Annotated in this window: 40 protein-coding genes and 1 pseudogene; 39 read left to right on the top strand and 2 right to left on the bottom strand. The window is 44.7% G+C overall.

Annotated features, from left to right (window positions below; genetic code table 11):
- The first annotated feature begins 71 nt into the window (after positions 1 to 71).
- The 37 genes and pseudogenes from rpsJ to LRC_RS01645 all read left to right on the top strand — a co-directional run bounded on the left by rpsJ (position 72) and on the right by LRC_RS01645 (position 21,210).
- Positions 72 to 380 (top strand): 30S ribosomal protein S10, encoded by a 309-nt coding sequence (gene rpsJ / locus LRC_RS01470; RefSeq protein ID WP_003692937.1) that lies wholly within the window; start codon positions 72 to 74, stop codon positions 378 to 380.
- Between the two features lie 31 nt (positions 381 to 411).
- Positions 412 to 1,032 carry a 50S ribosomal protein L3 gene (gene rplC, locus LRC_RS01475; protein WP_014072866.1) on the top strand — a complete coding sequence of 207 codons (621 nt, stop codon included), beginning with the start codon at positions 412 to 414 and terminating at the stop codon, positions 1,030 to 1,032.
- Positions 1,033 to 1,057: 25 nt separating this feature from the next.
- On the top strand, positions 1,058 to 1,681 hold the full coding sequence (gene rplD / locus LRC_RS01480; protein WP_003692941.1) for a 50S ribosomal protein L4: 624 nt from the start codon (positions 1,058 to 1,060) through the stop codon (positions 1,679 to 1,681).
- On the top strand, positions 1,681 to 1,968 hold the full coding sequence (gene rplW, locus LRC_RS01485; RefSeq protein WP_003692943.1) for a 50S ribosomal protein L23: 288 nt from the start codon (positions 1,681 to 1,683) through the stop codon (positions 1,966 to 1,968). Before rplD ends, rplW begins: the two co-directional genes overlap by 1 nt.
- Positions 1,969 to 1,992: 24 nt before the next feature.
- Positions 1,993 to 2,826 (top strand): 50S ribosomal protein L2, encoded by an 834-nt coding sequence (gene rplB / locus LRC_RS01490; RefSeq protein WP_003692944.1) that lies wholly within the window; start codon positions 1,993 to 1,995, stop codon positions 2,824 to 2,826.
- Between the two features lie 48 nt (positions 2,827 to 2,874).
- Positions 2,875 to 3,153: a 30S ribosomal protein S19 gene (gene rpsS / locus LRC_RS01495; RefSeq protein ID WP_003692946.1), complete on the top strand. Its 279-nt coding sequence runs from the start codon at positions 2,875 to 2,877 to the stop codon at positions 3,151 to 3,153.
- Positions 3,154 to 3,170: 17 nt separating this feature from the next.
- Positions 3,171 to 3,520 (top strand): annotated as a pseudogene (rplV, locus tag LRC_RS01500) (50S ribosomal protein L22).
- Positions 3,521 to 3,533: 13 nt separating this feature from the next.
- Positions 3,534 to 4,190, top strand: coding sequence for a 30S ribosomal protein S3 (rpsC, locus tag LRC_RS01505; protein WP_003692949.1), 657 nt, complete (start codon positions 3,534 to 3,536; stop codon positions 4,188 to 4,190).
- Between the two features lie 3 nt (positions 4,191 to 4,193).
- A complete protein-coding gene (gene rplP, locus LRC_RS01510; RefSeq protein ID WP_003692951.1) occupies positions 4,194 to 4,625 on the top strand; it encodes a 50S ribosomal protein L16 in 432 nt (143 codons plus the stop codon).
- Complete coding sequence (gene rpmC / locus LRC_RS01515; protein WP_003696805.1) at positions 4,615 to 4,809, top strand: 50S ribosomal protein L29; 195 nt, start codon at positions 4,615 to 4,617, stop codon at positions 4,807 to 4,809. The genes rplP and rpmC overlap by 11 nt, the downstream gene beginning before the upstream one ends.
- Positions 4,810 to 4,836: 27 nt before the next feature.
- Positions 4,837 to 5,103, top strand: coding sequence for a 30S ribosomal protein S17 (gene rpsQ / locus LRC_RS01520; protein WP_003692954.1), 267 nt, complete (start codon positions 4,837 to 4,839; stop codon positions 5,101 to 5,103).
- A gap of 62 nt (positions 5,104 to 5,165) precedes the next feature.
- Positions 5,166 to 5,534 (top strand): 50S ribosomal protein L14, encoded by a 369-nt coding sequence (gene rplN, locus LRC_RS01525; RefSeq protein WP_004050293.1) that lies wholly within the window; start codon positions 5,166 to 5,168, stop codon positions 5,532 to 5,534.
- A 35-nt stretch (positions 5,535 to 5,569) separates the two neighbouring features.
- The gene (gene rplX, locus LRC_RS01530; RefSeq protein ID WP_003692957.1) at positions 5,570 to 5,890 is read left to right on the top strand and encodes a 50S ribosomal protein L24; all 321 of its coding nucleotides are present in this window, start codon (positions 5,570 to 5,572) and stop codon (positions 5,888 to 5,890) included.
- A 28-nt stretch (positions 5,891 to 5,918) separates the two neighbouring features.
- Complete coding sequence (gene rplE, locus LRC_RS01535) at positions 5,919 to 6,461, top strand: 50S ribosomal protein L5 (RefSeq protein ID WP_003692959.1); 543 nt, start codon at positions 5,919 to 5,921, stop codon at positions 6,459 to 6,461.
- Between the two features lie 12 nt (positions 6,462 to 6,473).
- Entirely contained in the window at positions 6,474 to 6,659 is a 186-nt protein-coding gene (locus tag LRC_RS10380; RefSeq protein WP_003692960.1) for a type Z 30S ribosomal protein S14, read from the top strand.
- Positions 6,660 to 6,690: 31 nt separating this feature from the next.
- On the top strand, positions 6,691 to 7,089 hold the full coding sequence (gene rpsH / locus LRC_RS01540) for a 30S ribosomal protein S8 (protein WP_003692961.1): 399 nt from the start codon (positions 6,691 to 6,693) through the stop codon (positions 7,087 to 7,089).
- Between the two features lie 31 nt (positions 7,090 to 7,120).
- Positions 7,121 to 7,657, top strand: a complete 537-nt coding sequence (gene rplF, locus LRC_RS01545; protein ID WP_014072868.1) for a 50S ribosomal protein L6 — start codon at positions 7,121 to 7,123, stop codon at positions 7,655 to 7,657.
- A 37-nt stretch (positions 7,658 to 7,694) separates the two neighbouring features.
- Positions 7,695 to 8,060, top strand: coding sequence for a 50S ribosomal protein L18 (gene rplR, locus LRC_RS01550; RefSeq protein ID WP_003692965.1), 366 nt, complete (start codon positions 7,695 to 7,697; stop codon positions 8,058 to 8,060).
- A 21-nt stretch (positions 8,061 to 8,081) separates the two neighbouring features.
- Entirely contained in the window at positions 8,082 to 8,582 is a 501-nt protein-coding gene (gene rpsE, locus LRC_RS01555) for a 30S ribosomal protein S5 (protein WP_003692966.1), read from the top strand.
- Positions 8,583 to 8,599: 17 nt separating this feature from the next.
- Positions 8,600 to 8,782, top strand: a complete 183-nt coding sequence (gene rpmD / locus LRC_RS01560) for a 50S ribosomal protein L30 (protein WP_003696799.1) — start codon at positions 8,600 to 8,602, stop codon at positions 8,780 to 8,782.
- A 33-nt stretch (positions 8,783 to 8,815) separates the two neighbouring features.
- Positions 8,816 to 9,250 (top strand): 50S ribosomal protein L15, encoded by a 435-nt coding sequence (gene rplO, locus LRC_RS01565; RefSeq protein WP_003698906.1) that lies wholly within the window; start codon positions 8,816 to 8,818, stop codon positions 9,248 to 9,250.
- Between the two features lie 3 nt (positions 9,251 to 9,253).
- Positions 9,254 to 10,552, top strand: a complete 1,299-nt coding sequence (gene secY / locus LRC_RS01570) for a preprotein translocase subunit SecY (RefSeq protein ID WP_003692973.1) — start codon at positions 9,254 to 9,256, stop codon at positions 10,550 to 10,552.
- Positions 10,553 to 10,716: 164 nt separating this feature from the next.
- Positions 10,717 to 11,376, top strand: a complete 660-nt coding sequence (locus tag LRC_RS01575) for an adenylate kinase (protein ID WP_014072869.1) — start codon at positions 10,717 to 10,719, stop codon at positions 11,374 to 11,376.
- 211 nt (positions 11,377 to 11,587) lie between these two features.
- Positions 11,588 to 11,806 carry a translation initiation factor IF-1 gene (gene infA / locus LRC_RS01580; RefSeq protein WP_003692975.1) on the top strand — a complete coding sequence of 73 codons (219 nt, stop codon included), beginning with the start codon at positions 11,588 to 11,590 and terminating at the stop codon, positions 11,804 to 11,806.
- 34 nt (positions 11,807 to 11,840) lie between these two features.
- A complete protein-coding gene (rpmJ, locus tag LRC_RS01585; protein WP_003696792.1) occupies positions 11,841 to 11,954 on the top strand; it encodes a 50S ribosomal protein L36 in 114 nt (37 codons plus the stop codon).
- A 22-nt stretch (positions 11,955 to 11,976) separates the two neighbouring features.
- Positions 11,977 to 12,342: a 30S ribosomal protein S13 gene (rpsM, locus tag LRC_RS01590; protein WP_014072870.1), complete on the top strand. Its 366-nt coding sequence runs from the start codon at positions 11,977 to 11,979 to the stop codon at positions 12,340 to 12,342.
- 26 nt (positions 12,343 to 12,368) lie between these two features.
- Entirely contained in the window at positions 12,369 to 12,755 is a 387-nt protein-coding gene (gene rpsK, locus LRC_RS01595; protein WP_014072871.1) for a 30S ribosomal protein S11, read from the top strand.
- A gap of 85 nt (positions 12,756 to 12,840) precedes the next feature.
- Positions 12,841 to 13,785, top strand: coding sequence for a DNA-directed RNA polymerase subunit alpha (locus tag LRC_RS01600; RefSeq protein ID WP_003692979.1), 945 nt, complete (start codon positions 12,841 to 12,843; stop codon positions 13,783 to 13,785).
- A 30-nt stretch (positions 13,786 to 13,815) separates the two neighbouring features.
- Positions 13,816 to 14,199 carry a 50S ribosomal protein L17 gene (gene rplQ / locus LRC_RS01605; RefSeq protein WP_014072872.1) on the top strand — a complete coding sequence of 128 codons (384 nt, stop codon included), beginning with the start codon at positions 13,816 to 13,818 and terminating at the stop codon, positions 14,197 to 14,199.
- Positions 14,200 to 14,524: 325 nt separating this feature from the next.
- On the top strand, positions 14,525 to 15,676 hold the full coding sequence (locus LRC_RS01610) for a hypothetical protein (protein ID WP_014072873.1): 1,152 nt from the start codon (positions 14,525 to 14,527) through the stop codon (positions 15,674 to 15,676).
- A gap of 97 nt (positions 15,677 to 15,773) precedes the next feature.
- Positions 15,774 to 16,613 (top strand): energy-coupling factor ABC transporter ATP-binding protein, encoded by an 840-nt coding sequence (locus tag LRC_RS01615; protein ID WP_014072874.1) that lies wholly within the window; start codon positions 15,774 to 15,776, stop codon positions 16,611 to 16,613.
- Positions 16,589 to 17,455, top strand: a complete 867-nt coding sequence (locus LRC_RS01620; protein WP_014072875.1) for an energy-coupling factor ABC transporter ATP-binding protein — start codon at positions 16,589 to 16,591, stop codon at positions 17,453 to 17,455. Before LRC_RS01615 ends, LRC_RS01620 begins: the two co-directional genes overlap by 25 nt.
- Positions 17,448 to 18,245 (top strand): energy-coupling factor transporter transmembrane component T family protein, encoded by a 798-nt coding sequence (locus tag LRC_RS01625; RefSeq protein ID WP_014072876.1) that lies wholly within the window; start codon positions 17,448 to 17,450, stop codon positions 18,243 to 18,245. Before LRC_RS01620 ends, LRC_RS01625 begins: the two co-directional genes overlap by 8 nt.
- Positions 18,245 to 18,997, top strand: a complete 753-nt coding sequence (gene truA / locus LRC_RS01630) for a tRNA pseudouridine(38-40) synthase TruA (protein ID WP_003696781.1) — start codon at positions 18,245 to 18,247, stop codon at positions 18,995 to 18,997. Before LRC_RS01625 ends, truA begins: the two co-directional genes overlap by 1 nt.
- Positions 18,998 to 19,152: 155 nt before the next feature.
- Positions 19,153 to 19,596, top strand: coding sequence for a 50S ribosomal protein L13 (gene rplM / locus LRC_RS01635; RefSeq protein ID WP_003698907.1), 444 nt, complete (start codon positions 19,153 to 19,155; stop codon positions 19,594 to 19,596).
- An 18-nt stretch (positions 19,597 to 19,614) separates the two neighbouring features.
- Positions 19,615 to 20,007, top strand: a complete 393-nt coding sequence (gene rpsI, locus LRC_RS01640; RefSeq protein ID WP_003698908.1) for a 30S ribosomal protein S9 — start codon at positions 19,615 to 19,617, stop codon at positions 20,005 to 20,007.
- A gap of 237 nt (positions 20,008 to 20,244) precedes the next feature.
- On the top strand, positions 20,245 to 21,210 hold the full coding sequence (locus LRC_RS01645; protein ID WP_241531297.1) for an alpha/beta fold hydrolase: 966 nt from the start codon (positions 20,245 to 20,247) through the stop codon (positions 21,208 to 21,210).
- Positions 21,211 to 21,236: 26 nt separating this feature from the next.
- On the opposite strand, the gene LRC_RS11640 is transcribed toward LRC_RS01645, so the two are convergent.
- Together LRC_RS11640 and LRC_RS01650 are read right to left on the bottom strand one after the other, a co-directional pair.
- Positions 21,237 to 21,386 (bottom strand): hypothetical protein, encoded by a 150-nt coding sequence (locus LRC_RS11640; RefSeq protein WP_191976270.1) that lies wholly within the window; start codon positions 21,384 to 21,386, stop codon positions 21,237 to 21,239.
- Between the two features lie 112 nt (positions 21,387 to 21,498).
- On the bottom strand, positions 21,499 to 22,035 hold the full coding sequence (locus tag LRC_RS01650; RefSeq protein WP_014072878.1) for a sugar O-acetyltransferase: 537 nt from the start codon (positions 22,033 to 22,035) through the stop codon (positions 21,499 to 21,501).
- Between the two features lie 62 nt (positions 22,036 to 22,097).
- Here LRC_RS01650 and LRC_RS01655 point away from each other — a divergent pair, with 62 nt between their 5' ends.
- Together LRC_RS01655 and LRC_RS01660 are read left to right on the top strand one after the other, a co-directional pair.
- Complete coding sequence (locus LRC_RS01655) at positions 22,098 to 22,673, top strand: DapH/DapD/GlmU-related protein (protein ID WP_014072879.1); 576 nt, start codon at positions 22,098 to 22,100, stop codon at positions 22,671 to 22,673.
- The gene (locus tag LRC_RS01660) at positions 22,670 to 24,742 is read left to right on the top strand and encodes a DNA topoisomerase 3 (protein ID WP_014072880.1); all 2,073 of its coding nucleotides are present in this window, start codon (positions 22,670 to 22,672) and stop codon (positions 24,740 to 24,742) included. Before LRC_RS01655 ends, LRC_RS01660 begins: the two co-directional genes overlap by 4 nt.
- The last annotated feature ends 119 nt before the right edge of the window (positions 24,743 to 24,861 follow it).

The following is a 24,861-nucleotide window of genomic DNA, read 5'->3' on the forward strand; positions in this document are numbered from 1 at the left end:
TTTGCCACAGGTGTGTCGGTAATTTTCACGGAGCTAGTCTTGTTTTTAAAATAGACGAGGGAGGTAACACAATGGCAAAACAAAAGATTCGTATTCGTTTGAAGGCATACGAACATCGCATTTTAGATCAATCTGCTGATAAGATTGTTGAAACAGCAAAGAGAACAGGTGCTCAAATTTCCGGTCCTATTCCGTTGCCAACGGAACGCACATTATATACGGTTATCCGTTCACCACACAAGCACAAAGATTCTCGTGAACAATTCGAAATGCGCACACACAAGCGTTTGATCGATATCGTAAATCCAACGCCAAAGACAGTTGACTCATTGATGAAGCTCGACTTGCCATCAGGCGTAGATATCGAAATCAAATTATAATATATAAATTCAAATAATTGGAGGTGTACTCATGACCACTAAAGGAATCTTAGGAAAAAAAGTAGGTATGACGCAAGTCTTCACTGAAAATGGTGAATTAGTTCCTGTAACGGTTGTTGAAGTTGGTACAAACGTGGTATTGCAAGTCAAGACGGTCGAAAACGACGGCTACAACGCAATCCAATTGGGCTTCGACGATCAACGCGCAGTGAACGTCAACAAACCTGCTAAAGGTCATGCAGATAAAGCAAAAACTGCTCCTAAGCGCTTCGTTCGTGAAATCCGCGATGTGCAGGGAGATTACAAAGTCGGTGACGAAGTTAAGGCAGATCTCTTCGAAGCAGGCGACATCGTAGACGTAACAGGTACGTCCAAAGGACATGGTTTCCAAGGCAACATCAAACGTTGGGGACAAAGTCGTGGACCTATGGCTCACGGTTCTCGTTACCATCGTCGTCCCGGTTCAATGGGTGTTATCATTAACCGTGTTATGAAAGGTAAGATGTTACCAGGACGTATGGGTGGCAAGAGAGTTACGATCCAAAACTTGGACATCGTTAAAGCTGATACGGAAAATGGCGTTCTTTTGATCAAGGGTAACGTTCCTGGCGCAAACAAGTCATACGTTACAATCAAGAGTACGGTTAAATAATTAGAGGAAGGGAGGAAAAATACACATGCCTACAGTAGCATTATTTAAGCAAGATGGTACACAAAACGGTGACGTTCAATTGAACGATGCAGTTTTCGGTATCGAACCAAATAACAATGTTGTCTTCGACGCAGTTATCATGCAACGCGCATCATTGCGTCAAGGCACACACGCTGTCAAGAACAGAAGCGCTGTTCGCGGCGGTGGCAAGAAGCCATGGCGTCAAAAGGGTACAGGTCGTGCTCGTCAAGGCTCCATCCGTTCACCACAATGGGTTGGTGGTGGTACTGTTTTCGGTCCTACACCACGCTCATACGCATACAAGCTTCCACGCAAGGTTCGTCGTTTGGCAATCAAGTCCGTCCTTTCTCAAAAGGTCTTGGACAACAGCTTGGTTGTTGTTGATGCTTTGACATTTGAAGCACCAAAGACAAAGGCTTTTGCAGAAGTTTTGAACAACTTAGACGTTAAATCCAAAGTTTTAGTAGTTCTTGAAGATGACAACAAGACAGCTGCATTGGCTGCTCGCAACTTGGCCAACGTTACAGTTATCCCAGCTAAGGGCTTGAACGTATTGGATGTTGTTAACAACGACAAGTTGGTCATCACAAAGGGAGCTCTTTCTCAAGTAGAGGAGGTTCTTGCATAATGGAATCACGTGATGTAATTTTACGTCCAGTTATCACAGAAGCATCAATGTCTGAATTGGACAACAAGCGTTACACGTTTGACGTTGATACACGCGCAACGAAGACGCAAGTCAAAGCTGCTGTTGAAGACATCTTTGACGTTAAAGTTGCTAAGATCAACGTTATGAACGTTAAAGGCAAAAAGAAGCGCATGGGTCGCTACGAAGGCTACACAAAGAAGCGTCGTAAGGCTATCGTTACTTTGACTGCCGAATCAAATGAAATCAAATTATTCGACGAAGAATAAAATAATTAATAGGAGGGAAATATAGTGGGAATCAAGAAATTCAAACCAACCTCTAACGGTCGTCGCAACATGACTGGTTCAGATTTCGCTGAAATCACAAAGACTACGCCAGAAAAGTCATTGCTTGCCAAGAAGAGCAAGACTGCAGGTCGTAACTCTTACGGTCATATCACAGTGCGTCACCGTGGCGGTGGCCATAAGCGTCAATATCGTTTGATCGACTTCAAGCGTATTAAAGATGATGTTCCTGCAACAGTTAAAGCAATCGAATATGATCCAAACCGTTCAGCTAACATTGCATTGGTTGTTTACGCTGATGGTGTTAAATCATACATCCTTGCACCTAAGGGCCTTAAAGTTGGCCAAGAAATCCAATCCGGTACAGAAGCTGATATCAAGGTAGGTAATGCTTTGCCATTGGCAAACATCCCTGTCGGTACCGTTATTCACAACATCGAACTTAAGCCTGGCAAGGGCGGTCAATTGGTTCGTTCAGCCGGTACGTCAGCACAATTGCTTGGTAAGGAAGGCAAGTACGCAATCGTTCGTCTTACATCCGGCGAAGTTCGTATGATCCTCGTAACATGCCGTGCAACGATCGGTGCTGTTGGCAATGAACAACACGAATTGATCAATATCGGTAAAGCTGGTCGTTCCCGTTGGATGGGCAAGCGTCCACAATCTCGCGGTTCCGTAATGAACCCTAACGATCACCCACACGGTGGTGGTGAAGGTAAAGCTCCTGTTGGTCGTCCATCTCCTATGTCTCCATGGGGCAAGAAGACAGCCGGCAACAAGACTCGTTCCAAGAAAGCTCGTTCTAACAAGTTGATCGTTCGCGGTCGCAACAAGAAATAATCTCCATGCCGCATAAAGGCGGTTAATGTTCCGAAAGGAGGACATACTTTGAGTCGTAGTTTGAAAAAAGGACCTTTCGTCGATGAACATTTGATGAAGAAGGTTGAAGCACAAGCTGATCAAGAAAAGAAGTCAGTTATCAAGACATGGTCACGTCGTTCCACGATCTTCCCTAGCTTCATTGGCTACACAATTGCTGTGTATGATGGACGTAAGCATGTTCCAGTTTACATTCAAGAAGATATGGTAGGACATAAATTGGGTGAATTCGTTCCAACCCGTACGTTCCACGGCCATGCAGCAGACGATAAGAAGACAGGCAAGTAATCAAGGGAGGATAAAAAATGGCTGAACAAGTAACATCAGCAAAAGCAACTGCCAAGACAGTTCGAATCCCTGCACGTAAAGCACGTCTTGTGATCGATCTTATTCGCGGTAAGAGTGTTGCTGAAGCATTGGGCATCTTGAAGTTCACACCAAGATCCGGTGCTTTCTTAGTTGAAAAAGTATTGAAATCTGCAATTGCGAACGCAGAAAACAACTTTGATTTGGATGTTGAAGATTTGTATGTAAGCGAAGCTTATGCAAACGAAGGACCAACATTGAAGCGTTTCCGTCCTCGTGCTAAGGGTTCTGCTTCTCCAATCAACAAGCGCACAAAAGCCACATCACAGTTGTTGTATCTGTTAAATAAGGAGGGATAACGCGTGGGTCAAAAAATTAATCCTACAGGGTTACGTGTTGGTATCATTCGTGACTGGGATGCAAAATGGTACGCTGAAAAAGACTTTGCATCAAACCTTCACGAAGATTTGCACATCCGCAAATACATTGAAAAGAAGTTAGCCGACGCTTCTGTCTCTACCGTTGAAATTGAACGTGCAGCAAAGCGCGTTAACGTTTCAATCCATACAGCTAAGCCAGGTATGGTAATCGGTAAAGGCGGTTCTGAAGTAGAAAAGCTTCGTAAAGAATTGAACAATTTGACAGGCAAGCGAGTACACATCAACATTGTGGAAATCAAGAAGCCTGATTTGGATGCTAAGCTTGTTGGCGAAAGCATTGCGCAACAATTGGAAAACCGTGTTGCTTTCCGTCGTGCCATGAAGCAAGCTATCCAACGTACGATGCGTGCTGGCGCACAAGGCATCAAGGTCCAAGTTGCCGGTCGTTTGAACGGTGCTGACATGTCTCGTGTCGAACGTTTCTCAGAAGGTACCGTTCCATTGCACACATTGCGTGCTGATATCGACTATGCATGGGTTGAAGCTCGCACGACATACGGCCAATTGGGCGTTAAGGTATGGATTTACCGTGGCGAAGTTTTGCCAGAAAAGAAAGATAACAGCAAAGGAGGGAAATAATCTATGTTAGTACCAAAACGTGTAAAGCACCGTCGTGAATTCCGCGGTAAGATGCGTGGTGAAGCTAAAGGCGGCAAGGAAGTTGTTTTCGGCGAATTTGGTTTGCAGGCTCTTGATTCACATTGGATCACAAACCGTCAAATCGAAGCTGCTCGTATTGCAATGACTCGTTATATGAAGCGTGGTGGGAAAGTTTGGATTAAGATTTTCCCTCACAAGTCTTACACAGCTAAGGCTATCGGTGTTCGTATGGGTTCTGGGAAAGGTGCTCCAGAAGGTTGGGTAGCTCCAGTTAAGCGCGGCAAGGTTATGTTTGAAATCGGCGGCGTTTCTGAAGAAATTGCCCGTGAAGCATTGCGTTTGGCATCACACAAACTCCCAGTCAAGACAAAGTTTGTAAAACGTGAGGTAGGTGGCGAATCAAATGAAGATTAATGAACTTAATGAATTAACCACTGCTGAAATGCTTGAAAAAGAAAAGCAATTCAAAGAAGAATTATTCAACCTGCGTTTCCAATTAGCTACCGGTCAATTAGAAAATACGGCTCGCTTAAAGGAAGTTCGCAAGTCGATTGCACGCATCAAGACAGTATTGCGTCAAAAAGAATTAAACAAGTAAGAATACGAAGAAGGAGGCTAATCGCGCATGAGTGAAGGTCGTAACCAACGCAAAGTCTATCAAGGACGTGTCGTTTCTGACAAGATGGATAAAACAATCACAGTTGTTGTTGAAACTTATGTTAACCACAAAGTTTACGGCAAGCGTGTCAAGTATTCCAAGAAGTACAAGGCACATGACGAAAACAACGAAGCAAAAGTTGGCGACATCGTCAAGATTATGGAAACACGCCCATTGTCAGCTACAAAACGTTTCCGTTTATTAGAAATCGTTGAAAAAGCAGTTATTATCTAATCTGATAATCAACTTAACATTCGTATTCTGATCTATCTAATAGCGAAAGGAGGTCACATACTGTGATCCAACAAGAAAGTCGTTTGAAAGTCGCTGATAATTCAGGTGCTCGTGAAATCTTGGTTATCAAGATCTTGGGCGGTTCTCGTGTGAAGACTGCAAATATCGGTGACATTATTGTTGCTACTGTTAAACAAGCAACACCAGGTGGCGTTGTCAAAAAAGGCGATGTTGTCAAGGCTGTTGTTGTTCGTACAAAGTCTGGTGCACACCGTGCAGACGGTTCTTACATCAAGTTTGATGAAAATGCCGCTGTAATCATCGGTGATGATAAGTCACCTAAGGGTACACGTATTTTCGGGCCGGTTGCTCGTGAATTACGTGACGGAAACTTCATGAAGATTGTTTCCTTAGCACCTGAAGTATTGTAATAACCGTATATCAGGCAAGGAGGTGCGCAAGCAGAATGTTCATCAAAAGCAATGACAAAGTTAAAGTGATCGCCGGTAAGGACAAGGGCAAGGAAGGCGTTGTATTACGCGTATTGCCTGCCAAGGATCGCGTGGTCGTTAAAGGCGTAAACGTCGTTAAGAAACATCAAAAGCCAAACAACGCAAACCCAAATGGCGGTATCGTTGAATTTGAAGCACCAATTCATGTTTCTAACGTTATGCTCATTGACCCATCTACAAACGAACCAACACGTGTTGGCTTCAAGGTTGTTGATGGCAAGAAAGTTCGTGTTTCCAAGAAATCCGGAAATGCTATCGAATATAAAGAAGACTAATTAGTCGAGAAAGGAGGAACTATTCTTCATGGTCAATCGTTTAAAAGAAAAATATGATAAAGAAATCGTTCCATCAATGATGGAAAAATTCAATTACACATCAATCATGCAAGCCCCAAAGGTTGATAAGATCGTTATCAATATGGGTGTTGGTGATGCTGTAGCAAACGCTAAGAATTTGGATGAAGCTGTCGAAGAACTTACACTGATTGCTGGTCAAAAGCCTGTAATTACACGTGCTAAGAAGTCTATCGCCGGTTTCCGTCTTCGCGAAGGCATGGCCATCGGTGCCAAAGTTACGCTTCGCGGCCAACGTATGTACGAATTCTTAGACAAGTTGGTTTCAGTTTCATTGCCACGTGTGCGTGATTTCCACGGTGTAAGCAAGCGCGCCTTTGACGGTCGCGGCAACTACACATTGGGTGTACGTGAACAATTGATCTTCCCTGAAATTGATTTTGATAATGTTAATAAAGTACGCGGTTTGGATATCGTTATCGTTACGACAGCCAATACTGATGAAGAATCACGCGAACTTTTGACACAACTCGGAATGCCATTCGCTAAATAAGGGGGTATTACATTGGCTAAAAAGTCACAAGTTGTAAGAAATCATCGACCAGCCAAGTTCTCGACACAAGCTTACACACGTTGCGAACGCTGTGGTCGTCCACATTCTGTATATCGTAAATTTAAGTTATGCCGTGTTTGCCTGCGCGACCTTGCCCACAAGGGTCAAATCCCTGGCATGAAAAAGGCTAGCTGGTAATCCAAATATTCTATAAAAGGAGGCAAACAACATGGCAATGACTGATCCAATTGCAGACTTCTTGACACGTATTCGCAATGCCAACATGGTAAAGCACGAATCCGTAGAAGTTCCTGCTTCAAAGATGAAACGTGACATCGCTGAAATCCTTAAGAATGAAGGATTTATCCGTGATGTTGAATACATCGATGATGACAAGCAAGGCATCATCCGCGTATTCTTGAAATATGGTAAAAATAACGAACGCGTAATTTCTGGCCTTCGTCGTATCTCTAAGCCAGGCTTGCGTTCATACGTTAAAGCAGACGCTGTTCCTAAGGTTCTTAACGGCTTGGGCATCGCTATCCTGTCAACATCTGAAGGTGTCATGACAGACAAAGATGCACGCGCTAAGAAAATTGGCGGCGAAGTAATTGCTTACGTTTGGTAATATAAATTAACCGCAAGGAGGTGTCCATTCCGTGAGTCGTATTGGTTATAAAGCAGTTGAATTGCCTGCAGGAGTTGAAGTCAAGCAAGACGGCAACGTTGTGACTGTCAAGGGTCCTAAAGGTGAATTAACTCGTGAATTTTCAGATTTGATCAAAATCAACGTTGAAGGCAACGTTGTAACTTTTGAACGTTCATCTGATGACAACAAGTCTAAATCATTGCACGGTACAACGCGTGCAAACTTCCACAACATGGTTGTTGGCGTTTCAGAAGGTTTCAAGAAGGAACTTGAACTTCGTGGTGTTGGTTACCGTGCACAAATGCAAGGTAAGAAGCTCGTTTTGAACGTTGGCTATTCTCACCCTGTAGAATTTGAAGAAGAAGATGGCATTACTTATGAAACACCATCTGCAACTTCAATTATCGTTTCCGGTATCAATAAGGAAGAAGTTGGCGATTGTGCAGCTCGCATTCGTGCAACTCGTGCACCAGAACCTTACAAGGGCAAAGGTATTCGTTACGTTGGCGAATTTGTTCGTCGTAAGGAAGGTAAGACTGGTAAATAATCTTGCAGCATGATGCTGTTTTAATTTTAATTAAGAGGTGAAAATTGTGATTTCAAAACCAGACAAGAATAAGACACGTCAAAAACGTCATACGCGTGTCCGTGGTAAGATCTCTGGTACTGCTGAGTGCCCACGCTTAAATGTTTATCGTTCAAACAAAAACATCTACGCTCAAGTTATTGATGACGTAGCGGGTGTGACGCTAGTTAGTGCCTCTACTTTAGACAGTGAAGTTAGCGGCAGCACAAAGACTGAACAAGCTGCTTCAGTTGGTGCTGTAGTTGCTAAGCGTGCTGCAGACAAGGGTATCAAAGAAGTTGTATTTGACCGTGGCGGATACCTTTATCATGGTCGTGTGCAAGCTTTGGCTGAAGCTGCGCGCGAAAACGGCTTAGACTTTTAGGAAAAGGAGGAAATAACGTTTATGACTTTTATTGATCCAGCTCAATTAGATTTAGAAGACCGCGTCGTTGCAATCAACCGTATCACTAAAGTTGTTAAAGGTGGCCGTCGCCTCCGTTTTGCAGCTTTGGTTATCGTTGGCGACCACAACGGTCACGTGGGCTTCGGTACAGGTAAAGCTCAAGAAGTTCCAGAAGCTATTCGCAAGGCTGTTGATGCTGCTCGTAAGAACTTGATCAAAGTTCCAATGGTCGGAACAACACTTCCTCACGAAGTTGTCGGTCAATACAGCGGTAGCCGCATCTTGCTTAAGCCAGCTGAAGCAGGTTCTGGGGTTGCAGCCGGCGGTGCAGTTCGTGCCGTTATGGAACTTGCCGGAGTTGCTGATGTTACAAGTAAATCATTGGGCTCCAACACACCAATCAACGTTGTTCGCGCAACAATGGATGGTTTGTCAAGAATGAAGGATGCTGAAGAAGTTGCTGCAATGCGCGGCGTTTCCGTACAGCATTTAGCAGAATAATTAAGGAGGACAAATTCATGGCTAACTTGAAAGTTACATTAGTTCGTTCTGTCATCGGACGTCCTCAAAACCAACGCGATATCGTTAAGGGCCTTGGCCTTGGACGTGTCAATAGCTCTGTCGTTGTTCCTGACAATGCTGCTATGCGTGGTGTGATCCGCAAGATCAATCATTTAGTGGACGTTGAATTGGCTAAATAATTATTATTTAGAAGAATGGAGGTGCCAACCCTAATGAAATTACATGAATTAAAGCCAGCAGAAGGCTCACGTCAATTGCGCAACCGCGTAGGTCGTGGTACTTCATCCGGCAATGGTAAGACTGCAGGCCGTGGCCAAAAAGGTCAAAAGGCTCGTAGCAAGGTGCGTGTAGGTTTTGAAGGTGGACAAATGCCATTGTTCCGTCGTATGCCTAAGCGCGGTTTCAAGAACGTAAATCGCAAGGATTACGCAATTGTTAACTTGGAAACATTAAACAAATTTGAAGACGGCACGGAAGTTACGCCAGCATTGTTGGTTGAAACACGTGTTGTTAAAGATGAAAAAGATGGTATCAAGGTTTTGGGCAATGGTGAATTGACAAAGAAGCTTACTGTCAAGGCAAGCAAGTTCTCTGCATCTGCCAAAGCAGCCATCGAAGCAGCAGGCGGTACAGCTGAGGTGATGTAATAAATGCTTAAAACAATGAAGAACGCCTTTGCTGTAAAAGAGATTCGTCAAAAAATCTTATTTACCTTAGGTGTCTTGATTGTATTTCGTTTAGGCACTTACATCACTGTCCCTGGGATCAACGCTAAAGCTTTGCAAAGCGTTGCGTCTTCAGGGTTAATTAGTATCTTGAATACTTTTAGCGGTGGCGGTTTGACAAACTACTCCATTCTCGCAATGGGAGTTTCTCCATATATTACTGCTCAAATCGTTATTCAATTGTTGCAAATGGACATTGTTCCGCGATTTGTTGAATTGGGTAAACAAGGGGAAGTTGGTCGTCGTAAGCTCAACCAATATACGAGATATTTAACGATCGTGCTTGCGTTTATACAATCAATCGGTATTACGGCCGGTTTCAACTACATGAGTAGCTTGAATCTGGTCCAACATCCAGGTGTTAAAACGTATATCAGTATCGGTATCATTTTGACTGGTGGTACCATGTTCACGACCTGGTTAGGTGACATGATTACGGAACGCGGTCTTGGCAACGGAATTTCCATGATTATCATGGCGGGTATTTTGGCTCGCGTTCCCGTTGGTGTTCATCAGATTTACGTTGAACAATTCAAGAGTGCTTCCAGTATCTGGCAGCCAATTTTGTATGTTGTCGTTCTTGCATTGGTCATCTTGGTTATCGTAACGTTTGTAACCTACGTCCAACAGGCTAATTACAAGATTCCGATTCAATATACGAGACGTCTTGCAGGAGCTTCAGAGAGTTCGTATCTTCCGTTGAAGATCAACATTGCCGGTGTTATTCCGGTTATCTTTGCAAGTTCATTTATTGCTACGCCGCAGACGATTTTGATGCTCTTTACTCAAAATCACTCAGAAGATACTTGGTATCAGGTGATGAGCAATCTTTTCAACATGCAGACGACTTCAGGTATGATTCTGTATACTGTTTTGATCATTGTGTTTACATTCTTCTATGCCTTTGTTCAGGTCAACCCTGAAAAATTGGCTGAAAACTTGCAAAAGCAAGGCAGTTATATTCCTTCTGTCTGGCCGGGCAAGGAAACGGAGAAGTATGTATCAGGTCTCTTAATGCGTTTGAGTTCCGTTGGTTCATTATTCTTGGGGCTTGTTTCCTTGATCCCATTGATTGCATCCTCCGTTTGGGGCTTGGATGAGTCGATCGGATTAGGTGGTACGAGTCTGCTGATTGTTGTCGGGGTTACCCTCGAAACAATGCGTCAATTACAAGGTATGATGATGAAGCGTGAATATGTTGGTTTCATTCGTGACGAAGCCTAACGCTGCTAGATGAGAAGTCGGGTTTTCCCGGCTTCTTTTTTTATGAAATGCAGAGCTTTCAACGCGCTGCATTTTTAAGCGGCAGCATTATTTTTCCTACTATTGAACGGATATTTAAGGTATAATGAACGAGTAGGACATTGAATAATAAAGGAGAAATTGTCATGGCATTAAATCTTATGTTGATGGGTCTTCCTGGCGCCGGCAAGGGAACTCAAGCTGAAAAAATCGTGGATGAATACAAGATTCCGCACATTTCAACAGGTGATATTTTCCGCGCCGCAATGAAGAACGGTACGCCGATGGGCCTTGAGGCTAAGAAGTTTATTGATAAGGGCGAACTTGTTCCTGATGAAGTTACGAATGGTATCGTTAAGGAACGTTTGGCAAAAGATGACGTGAATGACGGCTATATGTTGGACGGCTTTCCGCGCAACATGGCTCAAGCAGAAGCTTTGGATGAATTCGGCAAGGAACTTGGCAAGTCGCTCAGTTGCGTCATCAACATTCACGTTGATCCTGAATCATTGATGGAACGTTTGACAGGTCGCTACATCTGTCGCGATTGCGGTGCAACTTATCACAAGGTTTTCAACCCGACAAAAGTTGAAGGTACTTGCGATCGTTGCGGCGGTCACGAATTCTTCCAAAGAGAAGACGACAAACCTGAAACGGTCAAGAATCGTCTTGACGTTAACATCAAGATGAACACGCCATTGCTTGATTTTTACAAGAAACAAGGCCTGCTTCATGAAGTAAACGGCAACCAGGATATCGACAAGGTCTTCGCTGACATCAAGGAAATTTTGGACCAAATCAAATAAATTTTTCAAAAGAACCTGAATTGTTATTTTTTTGCAGTAGTGCTTGCAACCACAAGTCTATTGTGATATGATAATTCAGGTTTATCTTTTCAATAGGTGCAGTTTGCCCAAATTTGGGAATTGCCCTGCGGAAAAAGGTGGGACTCCAAAAAAGCTTCTCACATTTTGACGTGTAAAGTTTTAAAACCAAAATTTAAGGAGGTACTTTTGCGTGGCGAAAGATGATGTGATTGAAATTGAGGGTACGATTAAAGAAACGTTGCCCAATGCGATGTTTAAAGTTGAACTCGAAAACGGACACGAGATTCTTGCTCACGTTTCTGGCAAGATTCGCATGCACTACATTCGTATTTTACCAGGTGACAGGGTTACGGTTGAAATGTCCCCTTACGATTTGACTAAGGGTCGCATTACCTATCGCTTTAAATAGATTGTACTTCGAAACTATTCAGGAGGTATGATTAATGAAAGTAAGACCATCAGTTAAACCGATGTGCGAACATTGCAAAGTAATCAAGCGCAAGGGTCGCGTTATGGTTATTTGTGACAATCCTAAGCACAAACAACGTCAAGGCTAATAATTTAAGGAGGTGAAAATAAATGGCTCGTATTGCAGGTGTCGATTTACCACGTGACAAGCGTATCGTAATCGGCTTAACATACATCTACGGTATCGGTGATACTACTGCTAAGAATATCCTGGCAGAAGCAGGTGTTTCAGAAGATGTTCGTGTTCGTGATTTGACTTCTGATCAAGAAGACAAGATCCGTGCAGTTGTTGACAACTACAAGGTAGAAGGTGACCTTCGTCGTGAAGTATCCCTCAACATCAAGCGTCTTTCTGAAATCGGCTCATACCGCGGCCTTCGCCATCGTCGTCATTTGCCATCTCGTGGACAAAACACGAAGAACAATGCACGTACATGCAAAGGTCCTAAGGTAACTATTGCCGGTAAGAAGAAATAATCTAGAGTAAGGAGGTTAGCTATTTCATGGCAGTAAAGAAAGCTCGCAAGCGCCGTGTCAAGAAGAATATCGAAAGCGGTGTTGCACATATTCATTCCACATTCAATAACACACTTGTTATGATCACAGACGTTCATGGTAACGCTGTTGCATGGTCATCTGCAGGTGCATTAGGCTTCAAGGGTTCACGTAAGTCCACACCGTTTGCCGCACAAATGGCAGCTGAAGCAGCTGCTAAGGGCGCAATGGATCATGGTATGAAGAACGTTGAAGTCGCAGTCAAAGGTCCTGGTTCCGGTCGTGAAGCAGCAATTCGTGCGCTTCAAGCAACAGGTCTTGAAGTTACATCTATCAAGGATGTTACACCAGTGCCTCATAACGGATGCCGTCCTCCAAAACGCCGTCGTGTTTAATGTGGATCAGTATTCATTTTGAGGGTACACTTCATAATGTTTTCGCCAGATTACACGTTACGTTTTGAAAGGGGTAAAGATAAGAATGATCGAATTTGAAAAACCAAAAATTCACAAAATTGAAGAAAGCAATAACCATGGCAAGTTTGTCATTGAACCGCTTGAACGTGGCTATGGTACGACATTAGGCAATTCGCTTCGTCGTATCCTGCTTTCTTCATTACCAGGTGCTGCTATCACAGACGTTCAAATTGATGGCGTTTTGCACGAATTCTCCACTGTAAAAGGTGTGCTTGAAGACGTGACTGAAATCATTTTGAATCTCAAGAAAGTTGCATTGAAACTCAACTCCGAAGAACCACAATCATTGGAATTCGATATTGTTGGACCTAAGGAAGTTACTGCCGGCGATATCAGCACGAACAGCGATGTTGAAATCCTCAATCCGGATCTTTACATCTGCACGGTTGCTGATGGTGCTTCATTCCATGCACGGATGACTGCAAACAAAGGTCGTGGCTACGTTTCCGCAAACGAAAACAAGGCTAAGGCAGATGATATGCCAATCGGCGTATTAGCAATCGACTCGATTTATACCCCGATCGAACGTGTCAACTACCAAGTAGAAAAAACACGTGTTGGTCAAAAAAATGATTATGACAAATTAACATTAGACGTATGGACTAACGGCTCAATCACGCCTAGCGAAGCAATTAGTCTGTCCGCTAAGATCTTAACGGAGCATTTGGCGTTATTCGTTAATTTGACAGATGAAGCTAAGAATGCTGAAATCATGGTCGAAAAAGAAGAAACGCACAAAGAAAAAATGCTCGAAATGACAATTGAGGAACTCGATTTGTCCGTTCGTTCATACAACTGTTTGAAGCGTGCAAGCATCAATACCGTGCAGGCTTTGACAAACAAGTCTGAATCTGACATGATGAAGGTTCGTAATCTGGGCCGCAAGTCATTGGAAGAAGTCAAGGCTAAGTTGGCAGATCTTGGTTTATCATTACGTCATGATGACTAATATTTTTTAATTAAGGGAGGGAATCTGTTCATGGCTTACCGCAAATTAGGACGCACAAGCGCACACCGCAAATCAATGTTACGCAACTTGACAACTGATTTGATCGTTAATGGTCGTATTGTTACAACAGAAACTCGTGCTAAAGAAGTACGCAAGTTTGCTGACAAGATGATCACATTAGGCAAGAAGGGCGATCTCGCTTCACGTCGTCGTGCAGCTGCATTCATGATGAATGTTATTGCAGACGTTAAGGAAGAAGAAGACAAGGTCGTTGTTCAAACTGCTTTGCAAAAACTTTTTGACGATGTTGCACCTCGTTTCGAAAACCGTAACGGTGGTTACACACGCATCATCAAGATGGATGCTCGCCGCGGCGATGCTGCAAAGATGGCTGTGCTTGAATTAGTTGACTAATTCAATAGCAATCAGATAAAAAAATTGTCACTTTTACAATGATAACTGGGCGTTACGATGTTGGGTTAAAATCCGAGTCTAGTCCTAAGTAGCAGGTTGCGGAACCTGTGAAACCTTCATTGTAAAAAGTGATTTTTTTTTGGCTTGGAGATGACGTCCAAGCCTTTTTTAGTTGTGTTTGGTTCATGTAGGAAAGTTGGTTTTTTATCGTGAGTTTTTCTAGTAAACTTCAAATAATTTTTGTACAATGAAACATAATATTGCCAATTCTCTATTGTTTTGTACGAAAGGAACGAATAATTTTGTTATTCTTGAAAATGTTTAAATGAAAATCAAAATTTGGCGCGGGATGACGATCATATTGGCAAGTTTTTGGAGCGTTTTCCTGTTCTTTAATGCATATATATACAAGACCAAACTCTATGAATCGAAATTTTCCATGATTTATGCAATTGCCGGGATTTTTGCGATGCTTTTTTATCTATGGCAGATTACCGTCTTGGTGATGCCTGAAAAAAGCTTCGACAGCTGGAACGAGTGGATACATAGTCTGCTTTTGAGAAACTTGTTTGAGACCGCATCATGGCTGATGCTTTCGATAAGCTTGCTGCTTTATTTCATGACGGAAGAAGATTTCTTAAGCGGTGCGCTGCTGCTTTTTTGTCTCTCTTTGGTCTGGGGATGCGGGGCTTGTCTGACATGGCTCATGTTAAAAAATGATTCAAGACATGAACAAAAAGAACGCTCATTTGAAGCCGTTTCTTCGCGTCTGATAAAAAACGTTCATTACGTCGTTGATTCGACGGTCGAAAAATTTATTGAAAATGAAATCATCGGTCGTTTTAACGCCTGCTTGCGAAGAAGCATTTTGTCACTGGTGCTGACAACCATTGTTTTGATTAGCAGCGTTTGCGATTTTGCTTGGAATAATTTGGTTTTTGCCGGTGCCTGCGCTTTTTTTGCACTGTATTTTGCAGCAGGAAAGATTTCTTACCGATTAAAGGTTGTCAAACGGCGCAAACAAGCGGTCTATCTCCTGGCGGCGTCACAATTGCTCGGTATTTACAAGACGATCATCTCGCTGGCTGATACCAGAATCTTGGATTTCAGGCCGATTGACGAGCTTCAGATCGCGTATTGCCTTTTCAGGGTCGAAACTTTTGATGAGTGCATGGCCTACATGGATACGATCTCTTCTGAAAAATACAGTACCGAACTCGAATATTTGCGGCTGTCATGCAATGTCGGCCTGCATCGGCGCGACCGTGCGCTTGCGCTCTTTGCTGATCTGCAGGAAAAAATCGCACGGATGAATCAAAAGAAAGCTCACGATTACAGACTGGGACTGACTTTTTTGAGCACGATTCTTTGGCGAAGATATGATCAGGCGCAGTTTGAATTGAATGCCTACAAGCCATGCATTACCGAAGAAGAAGAAACTTTTTATCAGGCCTGGATCGATGAACAGGCAATCTAGAAATCGTCGTGTCCGCAAGTTGACAATTTGCGACACGGCTTTTTTTTTTGTAAAATGTGGTATGATATTTTTAACATGATGAGAGCGGGGAAACAGATTGAGCTCAATAATTAAAATTAAAAATCTGACATTTTCATATTCAGCTGAAGAGGAAAGAAAAACACTGGATAACGTTAATTTAGAAATTGAAGCAGGCCAATGGGTCGCACTGATCGGCCACAACGGAAGCGGCAAGTCGACCTTGGCACGGTGCATTGACGGCCTGCTCATGCCTGAATCCGGGTCGATTGAAGTCGACGGACTGCATTTGACAGAAGAAACCGTCTGGGACGTCAGAGAACGCATCGGCATGGTTTTCCAAAATCCCGACAACCAGTTCGTTGGCGCGGACGTTGAAGGAGACGTGGCATTTGGCATGGAGAACAGGGGGATTCCGCGCTCAGAAATGCAAAAGCGCGTCAAAGAAGTTTTGGAAGCAGTCGATATGACCGCATTTGCAAAACACGAGCCCGTGCGTCTTTCCGGAGGGCAAAAGCAGCGCGTGGCGATTGCCGGCGTTCTGGCCGTCAGACCGAAGATCATTATTTTTGACGAATCGACAAGCATGCTGGATCCGGAAGGAAAAAGAGACATCGTCGGACTGATGCGTCGGCTGAACGATGAGGAAAACTTTACCATTATTTCGATCACGCACGACATCGATGAAGCCAGCCTGGCCGATCGCGTCATTGTCTTGAACGACGGCAGGGTCATTGATGATGACGTTCCGGAAAAAATTTTTGCGAGCGGTGATCTGCTGACGAAAATCGGACTTGATCTGCCGTACCCCGAAGCGTTGAAAGAAGAGCTGAAAGAAAAAGGAATCGATGTTCCGAATGAATATTTGGATGAAGAAGGGATGGTTGACTGGTTATGCCGATCCGCGTTGAAAAATTAAGCTACAGCTATCAGGCGGGCACGCCGATGGAACATAAGGCGTTGGAGGATGTTTCGCTTGAGATAACAGACGGAAGCTATACCGCCGTCATCGGTCACACCGGAAGCGGCAAGTCGACTCTGATGCAGCATTTGAACGGCTTGCTGAAGCCGACTGAAGGATTCCTGGAAATCAATGGACGTCAGATTACGCCGGAAACGCAAAACAAGGAGCTCGGCGATTTGAGAAAAGAAGTCGGGTTCGTTTTTCAGTTTCCTGAAGCGCAGCTGTTTGAAGAAACGGTCAAAAAAGATATTGCGTTTGCTCCGAAAAATTTCGGCAAGTCAGACGAGGAGGCAGAAGCAATCGCAGTCAGAATGGCCAAAATGGTCGATCTTCCCGATGAGGTTTTGGACAAGTCTCCGTTTGAGCTTTCCGGCGGGCAGATGCGGCGCGTGGCGATTGCCGGCATTTTGGCAATGGAGCCGAAAATTTTGGTTTTGGACGAACCGACGGCAGGACTTGATCCCATGGGTCGTTTGGAAATGATGCGGCTTTTTTCAAGACTTCACAAAAACGGGATGACGATCATTTTGGTAACGCACCAGATGAATGATGTCGCTGATTATGCCGACCATGCGCTGGTTTTGGAACATGGCAGACTGATTGCCGATACGACGCCAAAAGCTTTATTTTCAAAACCTGAATGGCTCAGAGAACATCATCTCGATCTGCCTCAGACGACCAAGTTTGCCGAAAAACTGATGGCAAGCGGGATGAAATTTGATTCTCTTCCGCTGACGAAAAAAGAATTGGCGCAGATCCTGGCGGACAGGATAAAAGGGGGTTCTGCAGATGAATAAGCTTTTGCTTGGGCGCTACGTCAACGGTGATTCTTTGGTTCACCGAATGGATGCCAGAAGCAAGCTGGTGCTCAGTTTCTATTTTGTGGCAATCATCTTTTTGTGCAACAACTGGCAGACGTATCTGTTGCTTACGGCATTTGTCTTGATGTGCGTCAAGTTTTCCGACCTTGGCATCGGATTTTTCATCAAAGGCGTCAAGCCCTTGCTTGGTTTGATCGTTTTTACCGTGCTTTTGCAGGTGTTTTTCACAAGAGGCGGCCATGTCTATTGGTCTTTCGGTCCGCTGTTCCTGACGCATTTTGGGATTGTCAACGGCTTTTACGTCTTTTGTCGCTTCGTTTTGATCATTTTCATGTCGACGCTTTTGACGCTGACGACTGCGCCGCTTGAAATTTCCGATGCGATCGAGTCGCTTTTGAAGCCGCTCAAGGCCATCAAGGTTCCGGTATACGAAATTTCCTTGATGCTTTCGATCGCATTGCGCTTTGTGCCGACTCTGATGGACGAAACGGAAAAGATCATGAATGCGCAAAGATCGCGCGGCGTCAATTTTTCGGAAGGGACTCTGATGCAACGGATCAAGGCCGTGATTCCGCTGTTGATTCCGCTGTTCGTCAGTTCGTTCAACCGTGCGGAAGAACTTGCGACGGCAATGGAAGCACGCGGTTATCGCGGAGGTGAAGGCCGGACGAAATACAGAGTGCAGGTTTGGACCAAAATCGACACGATTGCGGTGATTTTATTTGCGATTGTGACGATTCTGCTATTTATTTTGAGGAAATTTTAATGACTAGAAGATACAAGATTACGCTTGCTTATGACGGCACCAATTTTGCCGGTTTTCAGGTACAGCCGAATCAAAGAACCGTGCAATCGGTACTTGAGGCTGCCGTCAACAAGATGAGCAAAAATTCTGATTACATCACGATTTACGGCTCCGGCAGAACGGATGCCGGCGTGCACGCTTTGGGACAGGTCGTGCATTTTGACTTTCCGCATGACATTCCGGCAGAAGGAATGCTCAAGGGGCTGAATTCAATGCTTCCGCTCGACTGCGAGGTTGTCGGATGCGAAATCGTTCCAAACGACTTCCATGCTCGTTTTACGACGCATGGCAAGCGCTACATGTACCGTGTCAGTCGCGGGCGCTTCACGAACCCGTTCAAGCGTTTTTACACGGGTCACTACAAATATCCGTTGGACATTGAAAAAATCAAGGAAGCCATGCCCGATCTGGTGGGAACGCATGATTTTTCAAGCTTTGTTGCTTCCGGCAGCCAGACGAAAAATCACGTTCGCACGATTTATGAGGCAACCGTCAGAGAAGACAAGGAAAACGACGAAATCATCTTTGAATTTTGCGGCAACGGCTTCTTGTACAACCAGGTCAGAATCATGGTGGCAACGCTGCTTGAAATCGGCAACGGCAAACGCCCGGTGCATGATTTTTTGAGATTGTACGAAGTCAAGGATCGAAACGAATGTCGCGAAACGGCGCCTGCCAGCGGACTGTATTTAAAAGAAGTCTATTATGACTAAGGAAAAATTGCAGATTCTTTAAATTTTTAAGAGAATTTCAATTGACTATATCGAATAAAAATCGTAATATAGTATTTGGTATTGTTTGCCCCACAGTAAGCCCCGTTAATCTTATTGTATGTCAAACATGTATACATCAAATGGAGGAAATTAACGTGCGTACAACATATATTGCAAAACCAGGCGAAGTAGAACGTAAGTGGTATGTCGTAGACGCAACAGACGTGCCTTTGGGTCGTTTGTCAGCTGTTGTGGCTTCCGTATTACGCGGCAAGAACAAACCAACATTTACACCAAATGTTGATACAGGCGATTACGTAGTCGTTGTCAATGCTGAAAAGGTTGCTTTGACAGGTCGTAAAGACAAGAACAAGATTTATTACCATCACTCAAACCATCCAGGCGGCTTGAAGGCTCGTACAGCTGGTGATTACCGTGAAAAGGATCCGGAAAAGCTTATCGCATTGTCCGTTAAGGGCATGCTTCCAAAGGGTTCCCTTGGCCGTCAACAAGCTAAGAAGCTTCATGTATACCGTGGCGCAGATCACAAGCATGCAGCACAAAACCCAGAAGTTTTGGATATCACTAACTTAATCTAACCTAGGAGGAAAACGATTTTGGCACAAGTACAATATCGCGGCACAGGCCGTCGTAAAAACTCTGTCGCTCGTGTAATCTTAGTTCCTGGTACAGGCAAGATCACGATGAACGGCAAACCTGCAGAAGAATATGTTCCGTTTGCAAACTTACGCGAAGTTATGGTACAACCATTTGCTGTTACGGAAACAAAAGGTCAATATGACGTTTTGGTAAACGTAAACGGCGGTGGTTTCTCCGGCCAAGCAGGCGCTACACGTCATGGTATCGCTCGTGCATTGCTCGAAGTTGACCCAGATTTCCGTGGCGTTCTCAAGCGTGCAGGTCTTTTGACACGTGATGCACGTATGAAAGAACGTAAGAAGCCAGGTCTTAAGAAAGCTCGTAAGGCTTCACAATTCTCCAAGCGTTAATTTTCGATTATCGCAAGGAAAAAGCACTCGCTCTATGGGGGCGGGTGCTTTTTTGGCGTGTTTGGGGATGCGCTGGTGATTCGGCAACGAGTGGGCAACTTTTCGTAAAAGCATATTCCCTTACCGACATTTTACCAACTCTGTACATAAAAAGAGCCGAATTCCATAGTATAATTTCCTTTGGAAACTATTTTTTAATTTCAGTTTCGAAAAGATGCTTTGGAAGGGGTACATGATTTGAACGAAGTAAGGATGGTTCCGTTCAAGGACGAGGACTGTGAACGTTTTATGGAGCAGGAAGTCAAGCCGTGGATTGAAGAAAACGTCACGGATTTTGCGTTTGACAGCTATGACGGAAAAAAGCTTCAAGCATACTGTGCGATTCCGGAAAAACCAAAAAAAGCGCTTGTTTTCGTGCATGGTTTTTGCGAATTTTTTGGCAAGTATCACGAGCTGTTTTACGATTTTTATCATGCGGGATATGCCGTGTTCTTCTATGAGCAGCGAGGATTCGGGAAGTCTTTTCGCGAAGTTTCGGACAAGGATGCGGTTTACGTCGGAAATTTTGACGAGTATGTCGAAGACTTGAAATTGTTTACCGATGAGGTTTCCAAAATGATGGAAAAAAAGCTTGATTTGATGTTGTTTGCGCACTCGATGGGCGGCTGCGTCGGTGCGCTGTATTTGGAAAAATACCCGGAAACGTTCAAAAAAGCAGTGCTGAGCTCGCCGATGATGAGGATGGCACTTGAGCCGCGGTTAAAAAAGGTCGCCAGGCCGCTCTGCCTGGTGCAAAAAGCTCTTCATCGCGCCAAGCGACTGGCAATCGGACAGGAAAGATTCGACGAACGGCCTGATTTCAAGAACAGCTGCGCGTTGTCCGAGGCGCGCTATTCGTATCAGTTCAAGCAGCGCCTGAAAAATGCAGAGTATCAAACGAACGGCGCAACCTATTCATGGGTTTTGGCAGCGTTGAACGCGGAAAAACAGCTCATGCAAAATGCAGGCAGGATCAAATGTCCCGTGCTGCTTTGTTCGTCAGGAAACGATGCGATGGTTGACGTTTCGGGACAAACGGAATTTGCCGAGAAAAGCAGATTCGTCAGACTCAAGCAGTTTCCTGAAGCAAAGCACGAATTGTTCAACTGTTCGGCTGAAATTCTGGAAGAATACTATGCGACTTTGCTGAAATTTTACGAATAAAACGAAAAACCCGGATGATTTGCAATTTACTGGAAATCATCCGGGTTTTTGAGCAGTGGATGCGCAGCACTGAATTTGGCAAAAAATGCCGAACCGCCCTGTTCGGCTTTTTTTATGCCTTGATTTTTATCTTGCCTGCAAACGAATAGCCGAAACCGCGGTTGGTTTTGATCCACAAAGGCGTGTTCGGATCGTCTACAGCAAAAACGGTCATCTGGTTGAATTAAACGACAAACAGTAGTTTTGAATACCCGAAAAAAGCTCGCGACACCCCCAGGTCGCGAGCTTTTAGTCTGCTTCGATTTTTTTGATGACTTTGGCAGGATTGCCGACTGCGATCACGTTTTCCGGAATGTCTGCCGTGACGACCGAACCTGCTCCGATGATGCTGTTTTTGCCGATCGTGACTCCGCCCCAGACGGTCACGTTTCCGCCGAGCCAGACGCCGTCTTCGATCACGACCGGTTTGGCGTAGCGTATTTTTTTCCTTCTGAGTTCTTTGTCTTTCGGGCAGAATTCAGTGAAGATGCCTGTTCTCGGCGCAATGTTGACGTTGTTTCCGATTGTGATTTCCGCCATGTCCTGAAGCGTAACGTCATGGTTCAAAAACACCTCATCGCCAAGTTCGATCCTTGAACCCAAAAAGCAGCGGAAATTCGGTTCAACGTAGGGATCTCTGCCGACTTTTTTGAGCAGCGCGTTAAGCAATGCTTCATCATAAAAATTTTTTTGATTGACTTTTTCGTTGTATTCAACGCACAATTTTTGTGCTCTTTTCCTTGCCTGGATGATTTTTTCATCCGTAAGGCTGTAGTAATTTTCCATAATCATCACCTCAAATTATATTTTAGCAAAAAACTGTTATAATTAAAAAAGAGGAATTTGCAATGGATCTGAACAGACGACATAAATTAACCAAAGAAGAAACAGAACACGTCAAAAAGATTACGAATAGCGGACGTCTCTATTATGATTACGATCCGCTGATTGAAAGCGCAAGAAATTTTGCCTATGAGACGTGTCGACGCTACAACCGCAATGAAACGGACATTGACGAATTAAGGTCCTTGTTTGAAAAACTGGGCAAAAATCCAAGCATCGCTGACGGGTTCATTACCGAATTCGGCTTTAATCTGAGCATCGGCGACGACTTTGACGCAGGCTGCGGCTTAAAAATCATCGACTGCAACGAGGTTTCGATCGGAAACAACGTCACCATCGGAGAAAACGTCGGAATCTACACGAGCAATCATGCAAAAGATCCCAAGCTGCGTTGCGATCACTGGTGCAGCGAGCTTCCGATCAGAATCGGAAACAACGTTGTGATCGAAAGCAACTCGGTCGTTTTGCCGGGGACGATTATTGAAGACAATGTCTGGATTAGACCGGGCAGCGTCGTTTTGGGCAGAATTGAAGCAGACAGCATTTGTGCGGGCGATCCCGCAAGAAGGGAAAGTAAATGAAACAACTGATTTTGGCTGAAAAGCCGAGCGTTGCCAGAGATTTGAGTCAGATTCTCGGAGCAACGGAAAAACATAAGGATTATTTTGAAGGAGATGGCGTGATCGTCACTTGGGCATTGGGGCACCTGCTCGGGCTCAAAATGCCGGAAGATCTGAACAAGGATTGGCAAAAATGGCAGCTTGAGACTTTGCCGATGCTTCCGAAGTTCATCGGAACGAAGCCTTTGCCGAAAACGAGGCATCAGCTGCAGGCAATCGAACGTCTGGCAAAGAGATCGGACGTCAAGGAAGCCGTGATCGCAACGGATGCGGGAAGAGAAGGCGAGCTTGTGGCACGCTGGATTCTGCAGTACGTCAGGTTCAACAAGCCGGTCAAGCGTTTGTGGATCTCTTCTCAGACGACAAAAGCCGTCAAGGAAGGGTTTGCCAGGCTGAAACCTGCTTCTGATTATGATGATCTGTATCAATCGGCATTGGCGCGCGCAACTGCAGACTGGCTTGTCGGCCTCAACGTGACGCGTGCCTTGACCGTGAAATATCAGGACAATTTGTCGGCCGGGCGCGTGCAGACGCCGACTTTGGCCTTGGTTTTGAAGCAGGAAGACAAAATTTCAAGCTTCATTCCGCAAAAATACTATCAGATTGCGTTGAACGCATCGAATCAAAAGGCACTGATGGAACAAAAAAATCCTTACGGCATCAAGAACAGAGAAGCAGCGCAAAAAATCGTTTCGGAACTTGAAAGAACAATCGGCAAGGTCGAAAAAATCACCGTCAAGGAGCACTCCGAAAAAGCACCTTTGCCTTATGATCTGACCGAGCTTCAACGTGCGGCGAACGAAAAGTACGGCTATTCTGCCAAAAAGACCTTGTCCGTCGTGCAAAGTCTCTACGAAGTTCACAAAATCGTCTCCTATCCGCGAACGGACAGCAAATATTTGTCGACCGACATGATTTCGACGATGAAAGAACGCCTGCAGGCAGTCGGCTCAATGGTGCCGGAAGCTTTGGAATATGCTAAAAAGGGCGCAAAAGTCGTTCAAAAAAAGGTCTTCAACAACGAAAAAGTGACCGATCACCATGCGCTCGTCCCGACTGAGCAGCGTCCCGACTATGCCAAGCTGTCAAGCGATGAGCATCGAATTTACGGGATGATCGTCAAACGGTTCGTAATGCTTTTTGCGCCTGAGTATCGCGAGCAAAAAGAAAAAATCACCGTTTCCTTTGCCAATCGCAGGTTCAATTTTTCCAAGACGACCGTTTTGCAAAAGGGATGGAAAGAAAATGCGCAGACGTCGGGCGAAGCACTGCATTTTAAAGAAGGACAACAAATCAAGGGAACTTTTGAAGTCAAGGAAAAGCTGACGACGCCACCGAATCCATTGACCGAAGGCGGCCTGCTTGCTTTGATGGAAAGATACAGTCTGGGAACTCCGGCAACGCGCGCAGAAATCATCGAAAAACTCGTGTCGTCAGAACTAATGGAACGCTCCGGCAACTTTTTGCGCGTAACGCGCAAAGGCCGCCAGCTGCTCGAACTGGTCAATCCGTCCCTGGTGACGCCGGAACTGACCGAAAAATGGGAAAAGCAGCTTGAAGCAATTGCTTTGGGCAAGTTTTCAAGCCAGAAGTTCATCGCAGAAATCAAAGACGATACGAAAAAACTCGTCAGCGAAGTCAAGAATTCGACCAAAAAGTACCAGGACTTCTCCATGACGCAAAAGAAATGCCCTGAATGCGGAGCTTTCTTGAAGGAAAAGAAGGTCAGGGACGGCAAGCTTTTGGTCTGTTCAAATGCAGAGTGCGACTACAAACGCCGTGCCGAAGCCAGAGTTTCCAATCACCGCTGTCCGCAGTGCCACAAGAAGATGCTGATCGTCTCCGGAGAAAAAGGCGAATATTTCCGCTGCAAGTATGACGGAACGACTGAAAAACTCGGCGGCAAAAAAGGCAAAAAGAAGATGAGCAGGCACGAAGAACGTCGCTTGCTGAAAAAAATCAATCAAGACGACGAGCCGCAGGAAAGCGCATTGGCTGCGGCATTGAAAAAAGCCATGGAAGAAAAATGATCAACGGAAACGAGAATCATTTGTCGGCAAATCAGACTCGTTTTCAGCAGTCGTCAAAAGAACGCTTCGCTTGCGTGGGGTGTTCTTTTGCTTTTGGCGGTGCAGACACTGCATGCGGC

It is taken from the genome of Ligilactobacillus ruminis ATCC 27782, from assembly GCF_000224985.1.
GTDB lineage: Bacteria > Bacillota > Bacilli > Lactobacillales > Lactobacillaceae > Ligilactobacillus > Ligilactobacillus ruminis.

What these genes read in the sequence shown, in the direction of transcription:
- rplD (WP_003692941.1), top strand. Translation starts at nt 1,058, where the DNA reads ATGCCTACAGTAGCATTATTTAAGCAAGATGGTACACAAAACGGTGAC.
- rpmD (WP_003696799.1), top strand. Translation starts at nt 8,600, where the DNA reads ATGGCTAACTTGAAAGTTACATTAGTTCGTTCTGTCATCGGACGTCCT.
- rplO (WP_003698906.1), top strand. Translation starts at nt 8,816, where the DNA reads ATGAAATTACATGAATTAAAGCCAGCAGAAGGCTCACGTCAATTGCGC.
- rplC (WP_014072866.1), top strand. Translation starts at nt 412, where the DNA reads ATGACCACTAAAGGAATCTTAGGAAAAAAAGTAGGTATGACGCAAGTC.
- rpsJ (WP_003692937.1), top strand. Translation starts at nt 72, where the DNA reads ATGGCAAAACAAAAGATTCGTATTCGTTTGAAGGCATACGAACATCGC.
- rpsQ (WP_003692954.1), top strand. Translation starts at nt 4,837, where the DNA reads ATGAGTGAAGGTCGTAACCAACGCAAAGTCTATCAAGGACGTGTCGTT.
- rpmC (WP_003696805.1), top strand. Translation starts at nt 4,615, where the DNA reads ATGAAGATTAATGAACTTAATGAATTAACCACTGCTGAAATGCTTGAA.
- LRC_RS01575 (WP_014072869.1), top strand. Translation starts at nt 10,717, where the DNA reads ATGGCATTAAATCTTATGTTGATGGGTCTTCCTGGCGCCGGCAAGGGA.
- LRC_RS01610 (WP_014072873.1), top strand. Translation starts at nt 14,525, where the DNA reads ATGAAAATCAAAATTTGGCGCGGGATGACGATCATATTGGCAAGTTTT.
- LRC_RS01625 (WP_014072876.1), top strand. Translation starts at nt 17,448, where the DNA reads ATGAATAAGCTTTTGCTTGGGCGCTACGTCAACGGTGATTCTTTGGTT.
- LRC_RS01650 (WP_014072878.1), bottom strand. Translation starts at nt 22,035, where the DNA reads ATGGAAAATTACTACAGCCTTACGGATGAAAAAATCATCCAGGCAAGG.
- rpmJ (WP_003696792.1), top strand. Translation starts at nt 11,841, where the DNA reads ATGAAAGTAAGACCATCAGTTAAACCGATGTGCGAACATTGCAAAGTA.
- rplQ (WP_014072872.1), top strand. Translation starts at nt 13,816, where the DNA reads ATGGCTTACCGCAAATTAGGACGCACAAGCGCACACCGCAAATCAATG.
- rplW (WP_003692943.1), top strand. Translation starts at nt 1,681, where the DNA reads ATGGAATCACGTGATGTAATTTTACGTCCAGTTATCACAGAAGCATCA.
- LRC_RS01660 (WP_014072880.1), top strand. Translation starts at nt 22,670, where the DNA reads ATGAAACAACTGATTTTGGCTGAAAAGCCGAGCGTTGCCAGAGATTTG.
- rplP (WP_003692951.1), top strand. Translation starts at nt 4,194, where the DNA reads ATGTTAGTACCAAAACGTGTAAAGCACCGTCGTGAATTCCGCGGTAAG.
- rplX (WP_003692957.1), top strand. Translation starts at nt 5,570, where the DNA reads ATGTTCATCAAAAGCAATGACAAAGTTAAAGTGATCGCCGGTAAGGAC.
- LRC_RS01655 (WP_014072879.1), top strand. Translation starts at nt 22,098, where the DNA reads ATGGATCTGAACAGACGACATAAATTAACCAAAGAAGAAACAGAACAC.
- truA (WP_003696781.1), top strand. Translation starts at nt 18,245, where the DNA reads ATGACTAGAAGATACAAGATTACGCTTGCTTATGACGGCACCAATTTT.
- rpsE (WP_003692966.1), top strand. Translation starts at nt 8,082, where the DNA reads ATGACTTTTATTGATCCAGCTCAATTAGATTTAGAAGACCGCGTCGTT.
- rpsK (WP_014072871.1), top strand. Translation starts at nt 12,369, where the DNA reads ATGGCAGTAAAGAAAGCTCGCAAGCGCCGTGTCAAGAAGAATATCGAA.
- rplE (WP_003692959.1), top strand. Translation starts at nt 5,919, where the DNA reads ATGGTCAATCGTTTAAAAGAAAAATATGATAAAGAAATCGTTCCATCA.
- LRC_RS01620 (WP_014072875.1), top strand. Translation starts at nt 16,589, where the DNA reads ATGCCGATCCGCGTTGAAAAATTAAGCTACAGCTATCAGGCGGGCACG.
- secY (WP_003692973.1), top strand. Translation starts at nt 9,254, where the DNA reads ATGCTTAAAACAATGAAGAACGCCTTTGCTGTAAAAGAGATTCGTCAA.
- rpsM (WP_014072870.1), top strand. Translation starts at nt 11,977, where the DNA reads ATGGCTCGTATTGCAGGTGTCGATTTACCACGTGACAAGCGTATCGTA.
- LRC_RS01600 (WP_003692979.1), top strand. Translation starts at nt 12,841, where the DNA reads ATGATCGAATTTGAAAAACCAAAAATTCACAAAATTGAAGAAAGCAAT.
- rpsH (WP_003692961.1), top strand. Translation starts at nt 6,691, where the DNA reads ATGGCAATGACTGATCCAATTGCAGACTTCTTGACACGTATTCGCAAT.